Source organism: Niallia taxi (assembly GCF_032818155.1).
Classification (GTDB): Bacteria; Bacillota; Bacilli; order Bacillales; family Cytobacillaceae; genus Niallia; species Niallia taxi_A.
On sequence record NZ_CP102589.1, the window covers coordinates 2,412,374 to 2,431,872 of the forward strand.

Genomic DNA, 19,499 nt, shown 5'->3' on the forward strand with positions numbered 1-19,499 from the left:
TTCTTAGTTCGCTTCCTTTTCTTGAAGATATTTATCTAATCCAGCCTTTCTCAAAACACAAGACGGACATTGCCCGCAGCCATCCCCGATAACACCTTCATAGCATGTTAATGTTTTTTCTCTCACATAATCAAGTCTGCCTAATTCGTCAGCAAGCTTCCACGTTTCCGCTTTATCAAGCCACATTAATGGTGTATGAATAACAAATGAAGTATCCATTGCCAAATTAAGCGTCACATTAAGTGATTTTACAAAAGAATCACGGCAATCTGGATATCCACTGAAGTCTGTTTCACAAACGCCTGTAATAATATGCTTTGCACCAATTTGGCTTGCCAATATAGAAGCAAAGGATAAGAAAACAAGATTTCTTCCTGGAACAAACGTAGAAGGAAGCTCCCCGTTTTCTCCTTCTTTGACTTCAATATCACTTCTAGTTAGAGCATTTGGTGCCAATTGATTTAATAATTCCATATCTAAAAGGTGATGCTTTACACCAAGCTCATCAGCAATATCAATCGCACATTGAATTTCCGCCTTATGTCTTTGGTTATAATTAAAGGTAACAACCTCTACCTCTTTAAATGTTTCCAACGCCCAGAACAAACATGTCGTGCTGTCTTGACCGCCACTAAAAACTACAACTGCTTTTTCATCTCTTAACATACTAAATTACTCCCTTTCTACCAAACCGCAACAATGATATTTATAATCGTTGCACCAAAATTAAACGTATCTTAGCCTATTCATAAAAAAAAACAGCACTCCAAGAGAGAAGTGCTGCTTCTTCTTAGTTTTTTTAAAGAGGGGGGCTAGAACCTCTCAATCTTAAATTATCGGCATAAATGCCTAGGACTGTTAAAAACTCAACCATTATTATAACGTAAATACAAGAAAACACAAATAATTAAATTAATGGCAGTTTTTTTAAGCAGCAGGTGTTAGACAGTTTTTCTTTGTAATAGAAAATTATCTGCACAAAAGGCTACTAATATCCCAATTGTATACCGAACTAAATCGATCCATAAAAATCCTTTTCCTAAAATAAGTCCACCTATTATGGTGCTGCGCATATGCACTATCCAATTTGCTTGATACACTTGGCTAAATTCAATGAAGCAGCAAAACAAAAGAGCATAAAGGATTGCGGGCAGTTTTTTATCATTAGGTAAAATTAGCTTACATCCAAAGTAAATCATACTCGCCCACACGGCATCACCAAGATGAACCTGTAATATTTTTGGATAAATGCTTGTATATCTCGATGACAAACCAATAAGTATACAAACAATAACTGCTGCTATATAAATTGCTGCTCTTTTCATTCCCGCACCAGCCTTTTTGTTGTCGCTATCTATTTTACACAACAAAGCATGAATAACACAAAAATATTGCTATCCTTGACTTAAGCCACTCTGATTGCAGGCTGCTTGTGCATACACTTCCTCTAGCTCTGTTATCGTAAGTTCAAACAAATGAAGTGCTTCTTTCTTATATATACCAAGTGCTATTAGTTTTTCAATCAATTCATCCTTTTCATCCTGAAAAGATGATGTTTGTTCAAAGTCCATTATTTTGCCTCCTGTAAAACTCATCCTAGTCTTGTATAGGGAGGAAATAAAAAAATCCTCTTCTTAACAGAAGAGGATTTTTTATTACATATAATGCATTGTCGTATGCATTTCTTCCTCTTATCTGTAAGACCGAATAATTCGCGTCCTTGGAATTGGCACAGTTTTCATCAAAAATGATGAACCCGCTGCCGAGGTTTCAATGGGCCAGTTCCCTCCACCTCTCTGGATAAGTTTTTGAAATATAATATTTGGATTTATTTAAACATATAGATTGATAAATGTCAATACTTAAGACTTTTGCAGTAGTGAACTCTGCAATTCCAAGTCAGTCATTGGAACAGCTAAAGGCTTTGCAAACATATATCCTTGAAATAAGTCATATCCCATTTCCTTTAGGAAGTGATAATCATCGATATGCTCGACACCCTCTGCTAGGGCAAGTGCACCAATTGCATGACTTCTTTGTAATACAGCTAGAGCTACCTCTTGCTTCAGTTTGTCCTTGCTGACACCATTTACATAATCTATCGCAAGCTTTACTACATCTGGGTCGAGCAGCTCCAACTTATCAACGTGATTGTACCCAGTGCCAACATCATCAAGCGCATATTTAAAGCCATGCTTTCGATAGTACGAAAGAATTGACTTCAAATGATCAATATTTTGCACCTCGTCTGTTTCTACTACTTCAAACACTACTTGTGAAGGCTCTACTTCTAACTCCTTGATTAAAGCAAAGGTACTTGCAAGACAATGTTCCGGTACATAGATAGCAGTAGGTATAAAATTAATGAAAATTAACTTATCTTTAACAATGCCAGCATTTCTGACAGATTGGAGACGACAAGCGCGATCTAATGAAAAAACTCTATTTCTAACCCTGGCTGCCTCAAACAGTTTATATGGCGGTATGATAGATTCGTCTTTATTCAAGCCTCTTGAAAGGAATTCATGTCCATAAATTGTTGGGATATTTTCTTCCATACGAATAATTGGTTGATAATGAGTTATAATTCTGTTTTCTGAAATTAACTCATCTATCCATGCAGTTTCCCTTTCTTTTGCAAACTGATGAATCGGCTTTTTGTTGTTTTTATTTTTTGCTGGATTAAAAACCTCTGCTTCGACTGCTTCAATTCCATATTCACCTAAATGAACTGCTGCATAATCGACAAACGAAAAAAAAACAGGCTCTAACAGCCAAACGGTTGTATTGTTTATCAATTTATATTCATCTGCAGAGCTTTCCTTGAGATAGTCTAAAAGCAGTGTCATGGAATGTGCATCTTGAAAAAAAACACTATAGCCCTTTGCTCTCGGAACACATACATCGCAAACCAAATTTGTTTCCCCCACTTCGTTCTTTACGTCTAGATGTTTATCGTTCATTTTCCCTAGATTTTTAACAAGCAAACATAGTTTTAGTACTATTTTACTATAATTTATTTTAACAATGTAGGCAAGATTTGCGACTTTTTCCTATTATTTTTTGGATTAACTGTTTTTTATTTCCTCTGCTGGGGAACATAATGTTAAACAATAAGAGGAGATGAAATTGTATGAAGGAACATCAGTCATTATGGAGAGAGTCAGTAAAGCTACCATCCTTTTCAACGCTTTCTAAGGATGAAGTAACAGAGGTTTGTATTGTTGGTGGAGGAATTACTGGAATGACAGCAGCTTATTTGCTCGGCAGACAGGGTCATCAAGTTATATTGCTTGAAGCAGATACATTAATGAGTGGTACAACAGGCTACACAACAGCAAAAATTACCGCACAACATGGACTAATTTATGATGAGCTGATAGAAAATATGGGATTAGAAAAAGCCAAACTATATTATGAAGCAAATAAGAATGCGATGGAGTTTATAAAATTGTTGGCAGAGCAGCTAGATATAGACTGCGGACTGGAAAAGCATGATGCGGTTTTATATGCTGTTGCGGATGAATACGCAGAAAAAGTAAAGAAGGAGCATGTTGCATATCAAAAAATCGGCATTGATTGTGAGCTAGTAACCTCTATTCCATTGCCAATCCCAATTAAAGCAGCATTAATAATGAAAGATCAATATCAATTTCATCCATTACAGTTTTTCAAAAAGTTAATAGAGAAAATGGAAAATGTACAAATATTTGAAAATACAACAGCTACAGATGTTGAGGAAAATCAATCCGAAAAAGTGGCAGTAATTACAAGAGATGGCTTTAAGGTCCATGCAGACAAGGTTATCAGTGCATCCCATTTTCCATTTTACGATGCAAATGGTTTCTACTTTGCTCGGATGTATCCGGAAAGGTCGTATATAGTCGCAGTAGAAGAAACGAATGACTATCCTGGCGGAATGTACTATAGCGCTGATACTCCTACTAGATCCCTGCGTCCTGTTACACATAATGGCAAGAACCTCATCTTAATAAGTGGTGACAGTCATAAAACAGGACAAGATGAAGATACAGCAAGGCATTATGAAGCACTTAAGGAGTTTGGAAAAAATGCTTTGAAAACAGACAAGGTTTTATACGAATGGTCGGCACAGGACTTAATCACACTAGACAAAGTTCCGTATGTTGGCTGTATTAAAAAAGGTCATGATTCTGTATTCGTGGCAACAGGGTATCGAAAATGGGGTATGACTAACGGAGCAGCAGCAGCTCTTTTGCTTGCTGATTTGGTGTTAAACAAGCAAAATCCATATGAAGAATTGTATACACCTTCTCGCTTTTATTCAGATCCGAGCTTACGCAAATTTATTAGTATTAACTTAGATGTAGCGAAGCATTTGATTGGCGGAAAGCTTAAGTCAGCTGATCAAGAAAAGGAATTATCCCTTGATGAAGCTTCCATACTCCGCATAAACGGCAAAAAAGTCGGCTGTTACAAGGACAAGGAAGGAACTGTGCATATGGTGGATACAACATGTACCCATCTTGGATGTGAGGTAGCTTGGAATAATGGGGAAAAAACCTGGGATTGCCCGTGCCACGGCTCCCGCTTCTCTTTTGATGGAGATGTTTTAGAAGGACCGGCTGACGAGCCTTTAAAGAAATACCAATAACCGAAAAGGGACAGGAATTTCTTTTGTGAAATTCCCTGTCCCTTTTCGGTTATTTTGCTATGATTGCTTTTAATTGTTTCTTGATAGTACCTGCAGCAATACCACCATGGTAGCAAATTACTGTATCAATATTATAGTGAAGAAATTTAGCTGCGGATTCTAACGCTTCTTCCATATTTAATGTATGCTGGGGAACAGGTCCGGCTAGTTTCCCGTCTATGCAAGTGAGAGCATCCCCAGCAATAAGTGTTTTCTTGTCTTTTATATAAAGACTGACATGGCCAGGTGTGTGACCTGGTGTAGTAATGACCTCAATGCCAGGATAACCTTCAAGCTCCGCTTTATCTGTGAGGAGAAGCGTTACATCCGCACTTGGTGGATTCTCATAGAATGGTTTTAAACTATCAGGTATAGATGCCCATTTTTCTGCGGTTAAATTCTCTCCGCTCAATTTAAGAAGAAGCTTTGTTCCTTCTATATAAGGTTTATCCAGTTCATGTGCAAATACAGCTAACCTTTTGTTTGATGCTTCCATTAATTCTGGCAGACTACCGATATGGTCCAAATCCTGATGTGTTAATATAATGGCGGAAAGTTTCTCAAAAGGTACATCATTTTCTGCAAATGCTTTCTGCAGTGCAGCAAGCGTGCCGGGCATGCCTGTATCCACTAGAAGAGCATTCGTTTTATTCCATAATAATGTAGGGAAAATCGTGAACGAACCAAGATCTATCTTTAATGCGCTAAAATTCCATTGAGACTCCATCTTATTCTCCTCCTTTTTCGGATATTTCACCATTTCTATTATCCTTACAAATCCAGATATTGTCAAAAATAAATCAAGCTCTGAACAAATGACAAAACAGCCTGCTAAGGCTGTTTCTGTCGTTTCTATTCCATAATTTTGCAGATATTATTCGTAAATTCTACTGGATCCTCAATTGGAAGTCCTTCAATAAGCAGCGCTTGATTGTATAATAGATTTGTATACAGTGTAAGCTTATCGTTATCCTGTGCAAATGCTGTTTTTAATGATTGAAATACTTCATGGCTTGTATTAATTTCGAGCACTTTATCGGCTGTCACACCCTGGCTGTCAGGCATCGCATTAAGGATTTTTTCCATTTCAATCGTTAATTCGCCTTCTGTCGAAAGACAAACTGGATGAGATTTTAATCTTGTTGAGATCTTCACATCCTTCACCTTCCCGTTAAGGGCCTCTTTCATAAACTGCAGTAATGGTTTAACTTCTTCCTCTGTTTCTGTCGTTTCCTTATCATTCACATTAATACCAAGATCGCTTGAAGATACAGATTTAAATTCTTTGTCTTTATAGACATGAAGCATCTTAATGGCGAACTCATCGATATCATCAGTGAAATAAAGAATTTCATAGCCTTCGTCAGCGACAAGCTCTGTTTGGGGAAGTTTATTGATTCTTTCAATAGACTCACCTGTTGCATAGTATATATACTTTTGCTCGTCTGCCATTTTTGAGATATATTCATCTAAAGAAACGAGCTTTTTCTCTTTTGAGGAATAAAACAGCAGTAAATCCTCTAGCATTTCTTTATTTGCTCCAAAATCATTATAGACTCCGAATTTCAATTGTCTGCCAAAAGATTGATAGAATGCTTCATATTTTTCCCGCTCATCCTTTAACAGTGTTTTCAATTGGCCTTTAATTTTTTTGGTGATATTTTTTTCGATTTTTTTCAGCTGTCTGTCATGCTGAAGCATCTCTCGGGAAATATTTAAGGAAAGATCCTCTGAATCAACAAGCCCTTTTACAAAGCTGAAATAATCAGGCAGAAGATCTGCGCATTTTTCCATAATCAGAACACCGTTAGAATACAGCTCTACGCCTTTTTCATATTCCTTCGAATAATAATCAAATGGTGCCTTTTCCGGTACATACAAAATGGCATTATAGCGGATTGCTCCATCCACGCTCACATGAATATGTGTTAACGGCTTATCAAATCCATAACGTTTATCCTCGTAAAAGCGCTCATAATCTTCATCCGTAAGTTCACTTTTGTTTTTTCTCCAAATTGGCACCATACTGTTAATTGTTTGTTCCTCCACAAACTCAGCAAATTCTCCATTCTCATCTTGCTCTGGAGCAGAAACAGACACATCCATTTTAATTGGGTAACGGATAAAATCTGAGTATTTTTTGATAATTTGTTTTAAACGATGCTCGTCTAAAAACTCATCATATTGGTCTTCCTCACTGTTTTCCTTTAATGTTAGCACTATTTCCGTTCCGACTTGTTCCTTTGCAGCTTCTTCGATTGTGTACCCGTCAGCACCCTTTGATTGCCATTTGTAGGCAATGCTGCTGTCCAACGATTTTGAAGTAACAGTTACAACATCTGCGACCATAAAGGCAGCATAGAAACCTACACCAAATTGGCCGATAATATCATGCCCGTCCTTTAGCACTGTTTCATTCTTAAAGGCAAAAGAACCGCTTTTTGCAATTGTCCCTAAGTTATTCTCCAACTCTTCTTTTGTCATTCCGATGCCACTGTCTGTTATGGTCAACGTCCGCTTCTGTTTATCTGCTTTAATCTTTATATAGTAATCTTCTTTATGGAAGGTTATTGCATCATCTGATAATGCCCTGTAATAGATTTTATCAATGGCATCACTTGCATTAGAAATCAGTTCTCTTAAAAAAACCTCTCTTTGGGAGTAAATAGAGTTAATCATCATTTCGAGAAGCCTTTTGGATTCGGCTTTGAATTCCTTTGTTTCCATCATTAGCAAATAGCTCCTTTCAAAAGTAAGAATAAACGAATATGTAACGCCGTTAGCACTCATAGATTTCAAGTGCTAACGCTTATTTAATACCATATATTTGGAATTTTGTCAACATATCTGCAAAAAGAAACAGCCTGCTGTTATAAACACAGCAGGCTAAATCATTATTAATATGGATCAGAGGGATGGGACACATCCTCTGCTGTTTGCACAGCCTCTTCCATTTTATCGACTCTAGTTTCTGTAATCTTCTTAATTCCTTCGGCAATTCTTTTACCGTAATCTTCATCGCATTGTGTCAGCATATCGACCATTTTTGCTTGTATTTCCTCTCGACAAGCAGCAAGTGCGGATGATAGGTTACTGATGAGTTCATCTCGTTCAAAATCAGAAAAACGTCTGTATGTTTCTCCGGCCTGTCCGAAATTATTCTCACGAGAGATTTTTTCCCGTTTCACTTCGCCCTCCACATGCGGCTCATGCTCTTTTCCGGGATTTTCCGCTTCCTTTAAGCCGCCGATAACAGATGGCTCATAATTGATGTGCGGATTTTGGTGTTTGCCGAACTCAGTACGGAAATCCATTTGGCCGCCTTCCTGATTTGTTGCCACATGCTTTTTCGGCTTATTGATTGGCAATTGCAGGTAGTTTGTTCCGACTCTGTGTCGCTGTGTATCAGAGTATGAGAATGTTCTTCCTTGAAGAAGCTTGTCATCAGAAAAGTCCATTCCATCCACGATTACACCTGTACCAAATGCAACTTGCTCTACTTCTGTAAAGTAGTTTTCCGGATTCTTATTCAAAACCATCTTTCCGACTGGAAGCCAAGGGAAATCGTCTTTATACCAAAGCTTTGTCGGATCAAGTGGATCAAAATCCAATTCTGGATGCTCTCCATCCTCCATGATTTGAACATAAAGCTCCCATTCCGGATAATCGCCTTTTTCAATGGCTTCATATAAATCCTGTGTTGCATGGCTATAGTTCTTTCCTTGAATCTCATCTGCTTCTTTTTGTGTTAAGTTCTTGATGCCTTGTTTTGGCTCCCAATGGTATTTAACAAGAACACCTTTACCTTCCTCGTTCACCCATTTATAGGCATGAACACCAGATCCTTGCATCTGCCGGTAATTCGCAGGTATGCCCCATGGTGAAAACAAGAATGTGATCATATGCATGGATTCAGGAGTCAATGCAAGGAAGTCAAACATTCTTTCCGGGTCTGACAGGTTTGTAACAGGGTCTGGCTTAAAGGAATGAACCATATCTGGAAATTTCAGCGGATCACGGATAAAGAAAATCTTTATGTTGTTCCCCACTAAATCCCAGTTGCCATCCTCTGTATAAAACTTGATCGCAAATCCTCGTGGATCTCTTAATGATTCTGGTGAATGAACACCATGGACAACTGTTGAAAAACGCACGAAAAGCGGTGTTTGTTTGCCTTTTTCTTGAAAAATCTTTGCTCTTGTATATTTGGAAATAGGTTCATCACCAACAGTACCATATGACTCAAAATACCCATGTGCTCCAGCACCTCTTGCGTGAACAACCCTTTCCGGGATTTTTTCACGATCAAAGTGTGTGATTTTTTCTAAGAAATCGTAATTTTCCAGTGTTGTCGGGCCTCTGTTCCCAACCGTTCTTACATTTTGATTATCTGTTACAGGATGACCTTGGCGATTTGTTAACATGTCTTCGCCGGTAGGCTCATTCATTTTTTCTTCCATACATTCCAACTCCTTTATATGTATAACAGTATCGTTACCAAAATTAGGAGTGATATGCATATTTTAGTTGGATTTTACAATATTTTCATAGCTGATTTTTTATTTAAATTAAAATTGTCATGCCAGGAGCGTCTGTTTCTCTCTCTTGAAAGCCTAGCTTCTTATAGAAGGGATGCTTTCCCTTTGCTGAAAAAAGCTGGACTGTTTGAATGCCGCTATCTTTGCATTTTTGAATAAGCTCTTCAATCACCTTTTTGCCAAGACCTTGCCCTTGCATATCTGGGTTTACCATTACATCACAGATTAGGGACTGATAAACACCATCTGAAATCATTCTTCCAAATGCTGTTAATGTGTCATTATGGTAAATAGCTGTATAATACCAGCTGTTTTTGGCTGCTTCATATAATTGTTCTCGTGTATAATTTCCTTTTTTATTTTGCAGCAATCCACTTGCTTCATGCAGTGCTGCAAACTGTTCAAATGTAGGGAGTTCATTTGTTATTTGGTAGTCCATTGTTATTCTCCTCAGTACGATTGTTTATATAATATTTATACAATATTATTAATAAATATTCAATTATTAGTTTAAAAAAACACCTAATTGTAGGTGTCAAAGTAGAGGTAATCTTTAAAGAAGAGTTATTTTCAAGTTTAATTAGTTAGTTCTTACCGTTTTCAACAAAGTAAATCATGATTACTGCTGCTGTTCGTAAGCATTTAAGCTGTTTTCGCTTTTTCTTTTCTGCTTTTTATAAATATAACCAAAAAATAGATGATTCCAAACAAGGCGAAGAGGATGGCGGAATATATTGCTTTTTTCTCATTTGTAAGTGGTAAATATTGTACTGCTAATGTAGGTACATAAATCATTAATGGAATAAAAGGTAATAAGGATTTCGACCACCATGCAAACCATGCTAAGAAAACGAATGCAACTGCAGCAATACTCAGCTTTCCAGCAAAATCGTCAATTATAAGCACTGGTGTCCCTTTGTTTCCAAAGTATAAAAGCAGAACAAATGCTGAAGTACACAGGATATTGAGTATCATAACAACAATCATCATCTTTTTTGACAGCGCTTCTGTATTTGAAGCAAACTTTTTGAATGTAAGGACAAATAATAAAAGCATTACTGCAACAACTAAAGGCTGACCAATGATGACTGCTAATGAATAGCTTAACTCACCTAGAATGGTGTCACCGATTACTTTATAGGCAATAACACTTATAAACACAAGAGGAATATACTTTAACCATTCTCTATAGTCTGTTTTCATTTCGTTAGCTAAACTTTCCATATAGGATTTTGGGGAGTCGCCTGTAATTTCTGTAATGTTTTTGCCGTCCTTTTCCGCTTCTACTAGATGGTCTGTCAATTCTTCCACTATCTCATTAATTTCTGTTTCTTTTTTGCCGCTGGCCATTAAATACAATTGAAGATTATCGATAAATTCCTGCCCCTTCGCAGATAGCTCCATAACTTAGGTCCTCCTTTATTTCTTGTTTAATAATTCGTTGACACTGTTGGATAAATGCAGCCATCTTTCCTCGAATTGCGTTAATTCACTGTATCCTTCTGCTGTTAGTGTGTAATACTTTCTTTTCGGTCCAGATGGTGATGCTTTTGTTTCAACATGAACAAGCATTTCTTTTTTCATACGCAGCAGCACAGGATAGATGCTGCCTTCACTAATCATTGTAAATCCGTACGCTTCTAGCTTTTCAATCATTTCATACCCATACACTTCGCCTTTTGCGATGACTGCTAATAAACAGCCTTCGAGAACGCCTTTAAGCATTTGACTTGATGACATCTGCTTCTTCCCTTCAATCGACTAGCTATTTTGCAATGCAAGATAGCTTATGAATACAGATTATCATACACTATTTTGCTTTACAAGATAGTTCGAGTAATTATTTTCCTTTTTTAAAATAATTGGGCTTTTCTGCTATACATAGTGGACTTCCTCTCCTACATAAGTTGTGGTAAAGGAGGTTTTTTAGTGAAAAAAGTTATTTTTTTCTCCATTTTACCAATCATGCTTGTTTTATCTGCATGCTTCAACGATCCGATTCAGGATGATTTAATGGACTATGTTAATAAGGAAATGCTAACAGCCTTTGAGCTGGAGGCAACTGCTGTTTCTGCCTACGATCAAGTTTCAGGTTTAAACTATAGTGATGATATAACCATGTATGATGCTTTAGTATCAACCGTCATCCCAACCTACAATGAGTTTATTAAGGAATTGAATTCTGTTCCAATTGAAACAAGTGAGTTAAGGGAAATTCATGAGATTTATATAAAAGGCGCAGATCTTCAATATAATGCGTTTGTAAAAATTGTCAGGGCTCTTGAAACACAGGATCCGTTGTTGATAGAAGAGGCAAACGGTATGTTAGAAGAAGCCCGCTCTTTGCTTCGTGAATATCAAAATGAGATTGATAAGCTGGCAGAAGAGCATAATGTCGACTGGGAGGAAAAGAATAGTAGTACTTCCTCTATATAAAAAAAAGCGAAGCATTTTTTCTGCTTCGCTTTTTTTTATTTATTAGTTAGACTTTGGCTGCGGCGGACTTTTGGATAAAATAATATACCGCTTGCGAGTAGGATGACTCCGAACAGAAATGTCTTAATATCTGCTGTTCCTGCAATAATGACCCATATGGAGTAAATGGATGCAAGTACGCCGATTACCATGTCTAATTTCCGGCCTTTATTATGCACATATGTTTCTCCTGTGAAGGTAAGCTTCACTTGGAACAACGAGGCAATCAAGTATGGAACAAGATATGCCAATGTAGCAATGTAAATGACAAAATCAAATGCTTGTGAAATACTGTTTGACACAGTAGAGAAAATGAATAATTGTCCAAGTAGGTTTGTCAGCACTAAAGAAAATACTGGCATGCCATGCTTATTTTCTTTCTTAAAAGGATTTAAGAAAATCCCTTGCTTTGCAGCTTGATAAGGTATTTCAGCACTCAGCATTACCCAGCCGATTGTGGACCCAAATAAGCTGATCAGCCCGATACCAGCAAGAACTTTTCCGCCTATTGGACCAAGCACGACCTCAATGGCATCAATCAATGGTTTTTGTGAAGAAACCAGCGCTTCTTGACTTAACAGTCCCATAACCAATGTGCTTATGCCAATATAGATTGCTAGTGCAAGAAACAGTCCCAAAATCGTAGCACGTTTCACATCAATTTTCTTTTTGGCTCTGCCTGCAAACACAACGGCAGATTCAACACCAAGAAATGCCCACAGTGTCGTAACTGCTGCATTATTAACTTGTCCTAATAAACCAACTGAGTTGCCTGCTGCATCTATTTTTGCTTCAGCAAATGGCAGTATATTACTTGCTTCAAACGCAAACAGTGCAATGATTATAAACAGCAAAAATCCGACAACTTTAGCTGCAGTAGCAAGGAAGTTCAGTTTTCCTGCATTTTCAAGCCCGCGCAAAATAATAAAATGTGTCCCCCATAAAAGCAAGGTACAAACGGCGAATGTAAAGGCATTTCCGACTCTTAAAGTAAAGGAACCTGCTGTAAACAGGACAGCCTCACTAGTTAAAATAGGGAAAAACGTTGATAAATAACCGGCAAATGTTGTGATTATCGCAACATTTCCTGCAAGGTTCCCAATCCAGTATCCCCATGAGGACATAAAACCGGAAAGCAACGACAGGTTCGTCCCTTCCTTAAACAACTGCTTTGCATATATTTGTGGACCACCAGTTAATTCAGGTTTTCTAATTGCTAAATTTCCAAAGACTAAAGCTGTAACTAATACTCCTAAACCAGTTAAAACCCATGCGAGTATGACACCTGCAGGGCTTGCTACCTCTGACAGAGAGCGAGGAAGCATAAAGATTCCCGAACCGACCATATTACCGACAACAAGTGATGTCAATATAGCCAGTCCAAGTTTATTACCATTGCTCATGATGTTTGTGTTCTCTCCTTTATTGTGTAATTGCTAGTTGTAAATTGGAGATTACTTGTAAATTGTTAAAAGCTATTACATATACTTCTACTATTTTTCCAAATTAAAATCAAAGAATACAAGCACATCCATTAGTAATTTCCATAAACGGCAATTTGGCTCTTTTTTTTGTGGGCCCTGCCTCCGTTCCAAATTAATCAAAATACGGTGAACGGTATATATATACCATACGGTAAGAAAACTAGTGCTGTCAATAATAACTTTTACCCTGCTAAAGTACTAAAATATTCTGAATAAAAAATCACAAAGTAAATAAAATAAAGCCAGCAGAAATGAATTCTGCTGGCTTTATTTTATAGTGTTGTAATAATAGGCTTATCTTTCGTAATGATTACGGTATGCTCATATTGTGCTACAAAGCTTTTGTTTTTCGTTGAGAATGTCCAGCCATCAGACTCTTCATACACCTCTTCAGCACTAGTCGAAATAAATGGCTCAAAGGCAATAACCATTCCTTCTTTTAGCAGGTCATTGTCCCATGAATCAAAATAATTAAGGATATGATCTGGCTCTTCGTGCAAGGATGTGCCGATACCATGGCCAGTCAGGTTTTTAATAACCGTAAATCCATGCTTTTTAGCCGTATTATAAACAAATTTCCCGATTCTGTTCTTTTTAGCACCTGGTTTAAAGCATTTAAGTCCTTCTTCAAACGCTTCTTTTGCTACTTCACATAATTTCACTAATTTAGGGTCTCCGTTGCCGACAACGAAAGACTTTCCAGTATCTGCGAAATAACCGTTTTTACTTGCCGAAACGTCAATATTTACTAAGTCGCCTTCCTGGATAACGCGGCTTCCCGGAATTCCATGAGCAACCTCATCATTTACAGAAATACATGTATAGCCTGGAAAATCATACATGTCCTGAGGTGCTGACACAGCGCCATTCTCTGCAAATAATTTTCCTGCCAGTTCATCCAATTCCTTTGTCGTGATGCCAGGAACCGTTTTTCTATATAGTTCTTCCCTAATTAAGCTGACTATTTTCCCAATTTCCATTAATCCATTAATGTCTTGCTCATTTTTAACAATCATAAAATTCTCCTCTTTGTTTCATCTAACGTTGATTAATTCATCCACTAAAACGTTATTATTATAGTCTAACATCCTTTATTAGTAAAATATATCCCCTTCCTAACAATTGTATAAGGTGATTTCTTTATCTCTGTTATATTGTTCCTTATTCAGGATATGTTTCTCGCAGAAATTTGACAGAGGATGTAATTAGCTCCTTTAAAACATCTATATTAATATCTGCGACTTTATTTATGTATACACAAGCCTTTCCAGTGGTGTGTTTGCCAAAGTGCTTTAGTAATTCCTCTCTTTTTTGTTCCCCAGGAGCAAAATAAAGACTGATTTTTGCCTTTCTTGGTGAAAAGCCCACTAATGGTGCATCTCCCTCGTGTCCTGTCGCGTATTTATAATGATAAGCTCCAAACCCAATAATGCTTGGTCCCCACATTTTTGGAGAATAATTGGTTGTTTCCGCAAAAATATCCACTAATTTATAAGCGTCTTCTCTTTTTTTTACGCTATCGATTGCTTCAATAAATTCAATCACACTATTTTCTGTTTCCTTTGTCTTTAATTCATACATTAGCCCAGGTTCAGCTCCTTTTATTAGCTTTTGTCTGCCATTGTTACTTTCATTTGCCTTCTTGCTTCATCTAGTATTTCCATTGTTATTAAAGTCTTTGCCCATGTATTGCGAGGTGATTCAATGGTATTTGATTGAATAGTCTCTATAAATTCCTTGATTTCATAGTACATCGGTTCTAACTGCTCGAGTTTGCTGATATCCTCTGCTGTTCCGTTAGGAATTAGGATCTCTGACTTTTTCGGGCTGGATATATGATGAATCAGCATCGTGCCGTCTTCTCCTTGGATTTCTGTCGGCAAAGTCGATTCAGATATGCAGGAGAACAATACATTCGCTCTAAATCCATCATATTCAAGCGTAATTTGGCCATTTCCATCAACACCAGTAGACAAAAGATTCCCAAAGGCAGCGATAGATCTCGGTGCACCAAACAATTCAACTATCGGGTATACAGTGTAAACACCTAAATCCATTAACGCTCCGCCAGATAGCTTTGGATTGAAAAGGTTAGGCAGTTCACCATTTTTGTATTGCTCATAAAAGGGAGATAATCGGCAATTGGCAGAGAAATAGGATTGTATTTTTCCGATTTTATGGATATTTTCCTTCACAGCAAGGAAATTTGGCATGAGTGTTGATTTCATCGCTTCCATTAATGTCACACCGTTATTCTTTGCTGCGGCCATCATCTTTTCTGCTTCTTCACGATTGGAGGCAAATGGCTTCTCACATATAACATGCTTTTTATTATTCATAAACAGTATTGCCTGTTCACAATGCAGACTATTCGGTGTAGCAATATATACTGCATCTATTTCTGTAGATGCTGCCATTTCCTCCAGATTATGAAATGCATGCTTGATTTCCTGCTTTTTTGCAAACTCCCGCGCCTTTTTTTCGGAGCGTGAATAGACAGCGCTTACTAAAAATTGTTCATGCTGTCTTCCTGCTTTAATAAATCTCTCTGTTATCCAGTTGGAACCAACAATGCCAAAACGTATCATGTCTCCACCACTTTCAATTTGATTATTACTAGAATAGCAGACTGTCAGATAAAAACATATGATGAGTACTTCATTTTACAAATTTGCTGTACGTGTCAATGGGAACTTTCTTAAATCATTGAAACATATTTGCTTTTTGCTAAACATAGACTTGGATGTACAAGCAGTTGTGATGGAGGGAGAAAAATGAGCCTAAGCATATTACTTGGCTATATTTTATTAGGTTTTACGTTAGCTGCGCCAATAGGTCCTGTTAATTCAGCCCGGCTCGATAAGGGCATCAAAAATGGCTTTTGGCATGCGTGGGTTGTCGGCATTGGCTCTATGGTCGCAGATGCAATCTTCATGCTGATGGTGTATCTTGGCATGGTGAATTTTTTAGAATTATCTTATGTGCAGGTTTTTCTTTGGCTTTTCGGAGGATTTATCTTTATTTATACAGGTGTTGAAAGCATTATTAGCGCAAATTCTATTAAACTGGATGATATAAGAGGGAAAGACTCCTTATTCAAATGCTTTATGACTGGGTTTATTTTATCTGCAACAAGTCCATTGTCCTTTCTGTTTTGGCTTGGAATTTATGGATCTGTTTTAGCAAAAACAGCAGCAGAAAATGGTACAGGCATGTTACTTCTATACAGCAGTATGATCTTTATCGGACTTACAATTTGGGATGTTACCTTTGCGGCACTTACTTCTGGTTTTAGAAGATTTCTAAATAAAAATACATTAAGAATAATCTCCATAATCTCAGGCGTGACGCTCTTATTATTTGGTGTTTATTTTGCGTTCCAAGGACTTAATAAGCTATTTTACTAGAAAAAAAGGAACGGTTAAACCCGTTCCTTTTTTTCTGCTATATTAGTTAGGAAGTCCCCAAACGGATACACTCTGCCCATCAACTAGAAAATCGGCAAAGCCATCCTCTTCAATGACAATTTCTTCGTTTCTTGTGTTTGTTAGGTCAATCCACGTTTCGCCAGCGCGCTCCGTGCCGACAAACATGCGCTTACTGCCTTCCACATCATTTGAAATGACGACAGCACAGCCTGAATTTTCGATATTTTCATCACCATGTCTAACCCAGCCGATAACATTTTTGTCATCAAAATAATCATCCTGTTGTCCGTACGCTTTCTTTTTCCTTGCGTAAAGAAGAGGATCAATCGCCATTTGTTTGCCATCAACAGGAACAGGCCCTTTTATTCCATAATAATCTCCATAAAACACACAAGGGTAGCCGTCCTCTCGCAACAAAATTAAGCTATAAGCAATCTGCTTAAACCAATCCTCCACCCACGACTCTAACGATTCATTTGGCTGTGTGTCATGATTATCGACAAATGTGACACTATTCATCGGATGAAGTTTAACTAAGGTATCATCAAATATTGTTGATAAATCAAACTCACTGCCTTGTATGGATGCTGTATGTAGCTTATAGTGGAGCGGAACATCAAACAAGTCAATAGTGTAATCCATCTCCTCTAAAAATTGCTTGCATTCATCGATTTCGCCTTTCCAAAACTCGCCGACAAAGTAAAAATCATCGCCTTTTTCTTTCTTTAAGTTAACAGCAAAATCCTTAATGAATTCATGATTAATATGTTTGATAGCATCAAGGCGGAAGCCATTGCATGAAAGTGTTTCACTTATCCATGTTCCCCATTTGAACATCTCTTCCCTGACCGTTTCATTGTTAAAATCGATATTGGAGAACATTAAGAAGTCGTAGTTTCCTAACTCTTTATCGACATTATTGTTCCAATACTTGTTCTCACCAAGTATACGGAATACACCCTCCTTCTCTTCTTTAGCATCATAATCTGTGCCATTAAAGTGGTTGTAATTCCATTGGAAATCAGAATATTGCCCATTTCTGCCAGGGAAAGTGAATTTCGTCCATCCTTCAATATCGTAAGGTTCTGAAATATCTTCTTCCCGATTATCTGGATTCACTTCGACAACCTTAAAGGTTTCTAATTCATCTGCTCCAGCTTTATGGTTCATGACAATATCGACATAGACAGAAATGCCGACATTATGGCAAGCCTGTATCGCTTCAAGCAGCTCCTCCTTTGTTCCATATTTCGTACGGACTGTTCCTTTTTGATCGAATTCCCCTAAATCGTAAAGATCGTATATGCCATAGCCATTATCATCCTGTGTAATTCCTTTTGTCACAGGCGGAACCCATACAGCATCAATTCCTGCATCCTTCAGTTCACTTGCTCTTTCCTTTAATCTCTTCCAGTGGTTTCCATCTGCATCTAAATGCCATTCGAAAAATTGCATAATTGTCTTGTTTTCCATATAAACACTCCTTGTATTTTATGATTATGCCTAATAAGTACCCCAATTTCTTTTTTTTAAAGCATTTAGCCAGTTAATTAGAAAATTTTTTTCATTGGATTTTTTCGTATTGCGAAATATTAATAATGCATTTACAATAAAAAAACAGAATAATCAAAAATAATAGACGATAAAGGAGCAGCAATGAATAAGAAGATTTTTTTATACGTGAAGGCATTTTCAGATCTGGGAACATATATGGATTTAATTGCTATAAATGTTTTAATGTACGCTGCAACCGGGAGTACTGGCTTGCTTGCTGCTACAATGGCATTCCGCACAATTGGAGGCTTGATTTCAAGCGTTTTTTCAGGGGTTCTTGCAGACAGATTTGACAGACGAAAGATTATGATACTCGCTGATATACTACGAGCTGCCATCATATTGTTACTGTTGTTTTTTCCTAATCCTGTCATGATTATTGCAGTATGCTTTTTGATTGGTTTCACCACTAGCCTGTTTTCGGTTAGCTATAGTGCAGAAATTCCGCAAATATTTGGTGAGGATAAAGTAATCCAAACAAACGCACTTATAGCAAGGCTGACATCGGTAAGTCTAGTGTTCGGATTTATCGGTGCTGGAATAATAACGAATGTGGTTGGATATAAATGGACGTTGATTATAGATGCCGTTACCTATATTTTATCTGCATTGATTTTAATGAAAATGAAATGGCAAACATCCACTGCACAAAAAAACGCAACCTCTGCCGCTGGAAGTGTAAAAAAAATCCTATCAAGTCTCAGCAAGGATTTAAAGGAAGTTAACGCCTTTATCTTATTAGCTCCAATGCTGTTATTAGTTAATGCCGTTTTTTTAATAGGGTCCTTTGCCGGAGCATCCCACAACTTAGGGATTCCCCTTCTGGCTGAAATGATTAGCGAGGAGAAGCAAAGCTTATATTATGGTCTGATTTGGGGAGCATGGGGACTCGGCTCTGTTTTTTCCACCATGATTATTCCGAAAATCAAATTTAACGATGATAGAAGTCTTTATTATGCAGCCTTTTTTTCGGCAATGCTCATGTCAGCAGGCTTTATCACTTTCTTTTCAAACAGTAATAGTTGGCTTATTCTTGCATTTGCCTTTTTTACAGGGATTTTTGATGCAACCTTTACAACCCTGCATGCTGTCATTCTTCAAAAAACCAATAATCATATTAGAGGGAGAATATTTGGTGTTGGCATGCTGTTAAAATCGCTTGGATTTGCCCTCGGCTTTATTGTTGCACCAATTGTGCTTGAGGCAAGCTCTTTAAAAATAATGGTATGGATTTTCCATGGCACATTAATTTCAGCAACACTTTGCATTATTTTCTACGCAACACATTTACATAAAAAAGGAAAACAGTTGAAGAGTGTCTCTTAGCAAAAAACAATCCCCGGCAATT

The 19,499-nt window shown here is 37.4% G+C and carries 19 protein-coding genes and 1 riboswitch; of the genes, 4 read left to right on the plus strand and 15 right to left on the minus strand.

Annotated features, from left to right (window positions below):
* Nucleotides 1-3: 3 nt before the first annotated feature.
* The 4 genes from queC to NQZ71_RS12005 all read right to left on the minus strand — a co-directional run bounded on the left by queC (nt 4) and on the right by NQZ71_RS12005 (nt 2,963).
* Nucleotides 4-666 (minus strand): 7-cyano-7-deazaguanine synthase QueC, encoded by a 663-nt coding sequence (gene queC, locus NQZ71_RS11990; protein ID WP_144455879.1) that lies wholly within the window; start codon nt 664-666, stop codon nt 4-6.
* 275 nt (nt 667-941) lie between these two features.
* Nucleotides 942-1,325, minus strand: coding sequence for a ribosomal maturation YjgA family protein (locus tag NQZ71_RS11995; RefSeq protein ID WP_144455881.1), 384 nt, complete (start codon nt 1,323-1,325; stop codon nt 942-944).
* Between the two features lie 69 nt (nt 1,326-1,394).
* Complete coding sequence (locus NQZ71_RS12000; RefSeq protein WP_144455883.1) at nt 1,395-1,571, minus strand: Fur-regulated basic protein FbpA; 177 nt, start codon at nt 1,569-1,571, stop codon at nt 1,395-1,397.
* A 117-nt stretch (nt 1,572-1,688) separates the two neighbouring features.
* Nucleotides 1,689-1,807, minus strand: a riboswitch (SAM riboswitch).
* A 55-nt stretch (nt 1,808-1,862) separates the two neighbouring features.
* Nucleotides 1,863-2,963, minus strand: coding sequence for an EAL domain-containing protein (locus tag NQZ71_RS12005; protein ID WP_317010693.1), 1,101 nt, complete (start codon nt 2,961-2,963; stop codon nt 1,863-1,865).
* A 170-nt stretch (nt 2,964-3,133) separates the two neighbouring features.
* Here NQZ71_RS12005 and NQZ71_RS12010 point away from each other — a divergent pair, with 170 nt between their 5' ends.
* A complete protein-coding gene (locus NQZ71_RS12010) occupies nt 3,134-4,633 on the plus strand; it encodes an FAD-dependent oxidoreductase (RefSeq protein ID WP_317010694.1) in 1,500 nt (499 codons plus the stop codon).
* Between the two features lie 49 nt (nt 4,634-4,682).
* Here NQZ71_RS12010 and NQZ71_RS12015 read toward each other — a convergent pair whose 3' ends face one another.
* The 6 genes from NQZ71_RS12015 to NQZ71_RS12040 form a co-directional block, all read right to left on the minus strand.
* Nucleotides 4,683-5,399 (minus strand): MBL fold metallo-hydrolase, encoded by a 717-nt coding sequence (locus tag NQZ71_RS12015; protein ID WP_317010695.1) that lies wholly within the window; start codon nt 5,397-5,399, stop codon nt 4,683-4,685.
* 125 nt (nt 5,400-5,524) lie between these two features.
* Complete coding sequence (gene htpG, locus NQZ71_RS12020) at nt 5,525-7,399, minus strand: molecular chaperone HtpG (protein ID WP_275008080.1); 1,875 nt, start codon at nt 7,397-7,399, stop codon at nt 5,525-5,527.
* 170 nt (nt 7,400-7,569) lie between these two features.
* Complete coding sequence (locus tag NQZ71_RS12025; protein WP_260053847.1) at nt 7,570-9,132, minus strand: catalase; 1,563 nt, start codon at nt 9,130-9,132, stop codon at nt 7,570-7,572.
* 103 nt (nt 9,133-9,235) lie between these two features.
* A complete protein-coding gene (locus NQZ71_RS12030) occupies nt 9,236-9,649 on the minus strand; it encodes a GNAT family N-acetyltransferase (RefSeq protein ID WP_144455892.1) in 414 nt (137 codons plus the stop codon).
* Between the two features lie 203 nt (nt 9,650-9,852).
* Nucleotides 9,853-10,614: a hypothetical protein gene (locus tag NQZ71_RS12035; RefSeq protein WP_317010696.1), complete on the minus strand. Its 762-nt coding sequence runs from the start codon at nt 10,612-10,614 to the stop codon at nt 9,853-9,855.
* Between the two features lie 15 nt (nt 10,615-10,629).
* Entirely contained in the window at nt 10,630-10,950 is a 321-nt protein-coding gene (locus NQZ71_RS12040) for a PadR family transcriptional regulator (RefSeq protein WP_144455896.1), read from the minus strand.
* Between the two features lie 189 nt (nt 10,951-11,139).
* Here NQZ71_RS12040 and NQZ71_RS12045 point away from each other — a divergent pair, with 189 nt between their 5' ends.
* Complete coding sequence (locus NQZ71_RS12045) at nt 11,140-11,646, plus strand: hypothetical protein (protein WP_317010697.1); 507 nt, start codon at nt 11,140-11,142, stop codon at nt 11,644-11,646.
* 35 nt (nt 11,647-11,681) lie between these two features.
* On the opposite strand, the gene NQZ71_RS12050 is transcribed toward NQZ71_RS12045, so the two are convergent.
* The 4 genes from NQZ71_RS12050 to NQZ71_RS12065 form a co-directional block, all read right to left on the minus strand.
* Entirely contained in the window at nt 11,682-13,088 is a 1,407-nt protein-coding gene (locus NQZ71_RS12050) for an amino acid permease (protein ID WP_317010698.1), read from the minus strand.
* Nucleotides 13,089-13,441: 353 nt separating this feature from the next.
* Complete coding sequence (gene map, locus NQZ71_RS12055; protein WP_275007599.1) at nt 13,442-14,185, minus strand: type I methionyl aminopeptidase; 744 nt, start codon at nt 14,183-14,185, stop codon at nt 13,442-13,444.
* A 145-nt stretch (nt 14,186-14,330) separates the two neighbouring features.
* Nucleotides 14,331-14,750 carry a DUF1801 domain-containing protein gene (locus NQZ71_RS12060; RefSeq protein ID WP_275007598.1) on the minus strand — a complete coding sequence of 140 codons (420 nt, stop codon included), beginning with the start codon at nt 14,748-14,750 and terminating at the stop codon, nt 14,331-14,333.
* Nucleotides 14,751-14,773: 23 nt separating this feature from the next.
* Nucleotides 14,774-15,757, minus strand: a complete 984-nt coding sequence (locus NQZ71_RS12065) for a Gfo/Idh/MocA family protein (RefSeq protein ID WP_275007597.1) — start codon at nt 15,755-15,757, stop codon at nt 14,774-14,776.
* Between the two features lie 186 nt (nt 15,758-15,943).
* On the opposite strand from NQZ71_RS12065, the gene NQZ71_RS12070 reads away from it, so the two are divergent.
* Nucleotides 15,944-16,576, plus strand: a complete 633-nt coding sequence (locus tag NQZ71_RS12070) for a LysE family translocator (RefSeq protein ID WP_317010699.1) — start codon at nt 15,944-15,946, stop codon at nt 16,574-16,576.
* Nucleotides 16,577-16,618: 42 nt separating this feature from the next.
* Here the strand turns inward: NQZ71_RS12070 and NQZ71_RS12075 are convergent, their stop codons facing one another.
* Nucleotides 16,619-18,070, minus strand: a complete 1,452-nt coding sequence (locus tag NQZ71_RS12075) for an alpha-amylase (protein WP_317010700.1) — start codon at nt 18,068-18,070, stop codon at nt 16,619-16,621.
* Between the two features lie 183 nt (nt 18,071-18,253).
* Between NQZ71_RS12075 and NQZ71_RS12080 the strand changes: the two genes are divergently transcribed.
* Nucleotides 18,254-19,477 carry an MFS transporter gene (locus tag NQZ71_RS12080; RefSeq protein ID WP_317010701.1) on the plus strand — a complete coding sequence of 408 codons (1,224 nt, stop codon included), beginning with the start codon at nt 18,254-18,256 and terminating at the stop codon, nt 19,475-19,477.
* The last annotated feature ends 22 nt before the right edge of the window (nt 19,478-19,499 follow it).

Bases quoted from the DNA above. Each gene is read 5' to 3' on its own strand.
- queC (WP_144455879.1), bottom strand. From the start codon at position 666: ATGTTAAGAGATGAAAAAGCAGTTGTAGTTTTTAGTGGCGGTCAAGAC.
- NQZ71_RS11995 (WP_144455881.1), bottom strand. From the start codon at position 1,325: ATGAAAAGAGCAGCAATTTATATAGCAGCAGTTATTGTTTGTATACTT.
- NQZ71_RS12000 (WP_144455883.1), bottom strand. From the start codon at position 1,571: ATGGACTTTGAACAAACATCATCTTTTCAGGATGAAAAGGATGAATTG.
- NQZ71_RS12005 (WP_317010693.1), bottom strand. From the start codon at position 2,963: ATGAACGATAAACATCTAGACGTAAAGAACGAAGTGGGGGAAACAAAT.
- NQZ71_RS12010 (WP_317010694.1), top strand. From the start codon at position 3,134: ATGAAGGAACATCAGTCATTATGGAGAGAGTCAGTAAAGCTACCATCC.
- NQZ71_RS12015 (WP_317010695.1), bottom strand. From the start codon at position 5,399: ATGGAGTCTCAATGGAATTTTAGCGCATTAAAGATAGATCTTGGTTCG.
- htpG (WP_275008080.1), bottom strand. From the start codon at position 7,399: ATGGAAACAAAGGAATTCAAAGCCGAATCCAAAAGGCTTCTCGAAATG.
- NQZ71_RS12025 (WP_260053847.1), bottom strand. From the start codon at position 9,132: ATGGAAGAAAAAATGAATGAGCCTACCGGCGAAGACATGTTAACAAAT.
- NQZ71_RS12030 (WP_144455892.1), bottom strand. From the start codon at position 9,649: ATGGACTACCAAATAACAAATGAACTCCCTACATTTGAACAGTTTGCA.
- NQZ71_RS12035 (WP_317010696.1), bottom strand. From the start codon at position 10,614: ATGGAGCTATCTGCGAAGGGGCAGGAATTTATCGATAATCTTCAATTG.
- NQZ71_RS12040 (WP_144455896.1), bottom strand. From the start codon at position 10,950: ATGTCATCAAGTCAAATGCTTAAAGGCGTTCTCGAAGGCTGTTTATTA.
- NQZ71_RS12050 (WP_317010698.1), bottom strand. From the start codon at position 13,088: ATGAGCAATGGTAATAAACTTGGACTGGCTATATTGACATCACTTGTT.
- map (WP_275007599.1), bottom strand. From the start codon at position 14,185: ATGATTGTTAAAAATGAGCAAGACATTAATGGATTAATGGAAATTGGG.
- NQZ71_RS12060 (WP_275007598.1), bottom strand. From the start codon at position 14,750: ATGTATGAATTAAAGACAAAGGAAACAGAAAATAGTGTGATTGAATTT.
- NQZ71_RS12065 (WP_275007597.1), bottom strand. From the start codon at position 15,757: ATGATACGTTTTGGCATTGTTGGTTCCAACTGGATAACAGAGAGATTT.
- NQZ71_RS12070 (WP_317010699.1), top strand. From the start codon at position 15,944: ATGAGCCTAAGCATATTACTTGGCTATATTTTATTAGGTTTTACGTTA.
- NQZ71_RS12075 (WP_317010700.1), bottom strand. From the start codon at position 18,070: ATGGAAAACAAGACAATTATGCAATTTTTCGAATGGCATTTAGATGCA.
- NQZ71_RS12080 (WP_317010701.1), top strand. From the start codon at position 18,254: ATGAATAAGAAGATTTTTTTATACGTGAAGGCATTTTCAGATCTGGGA.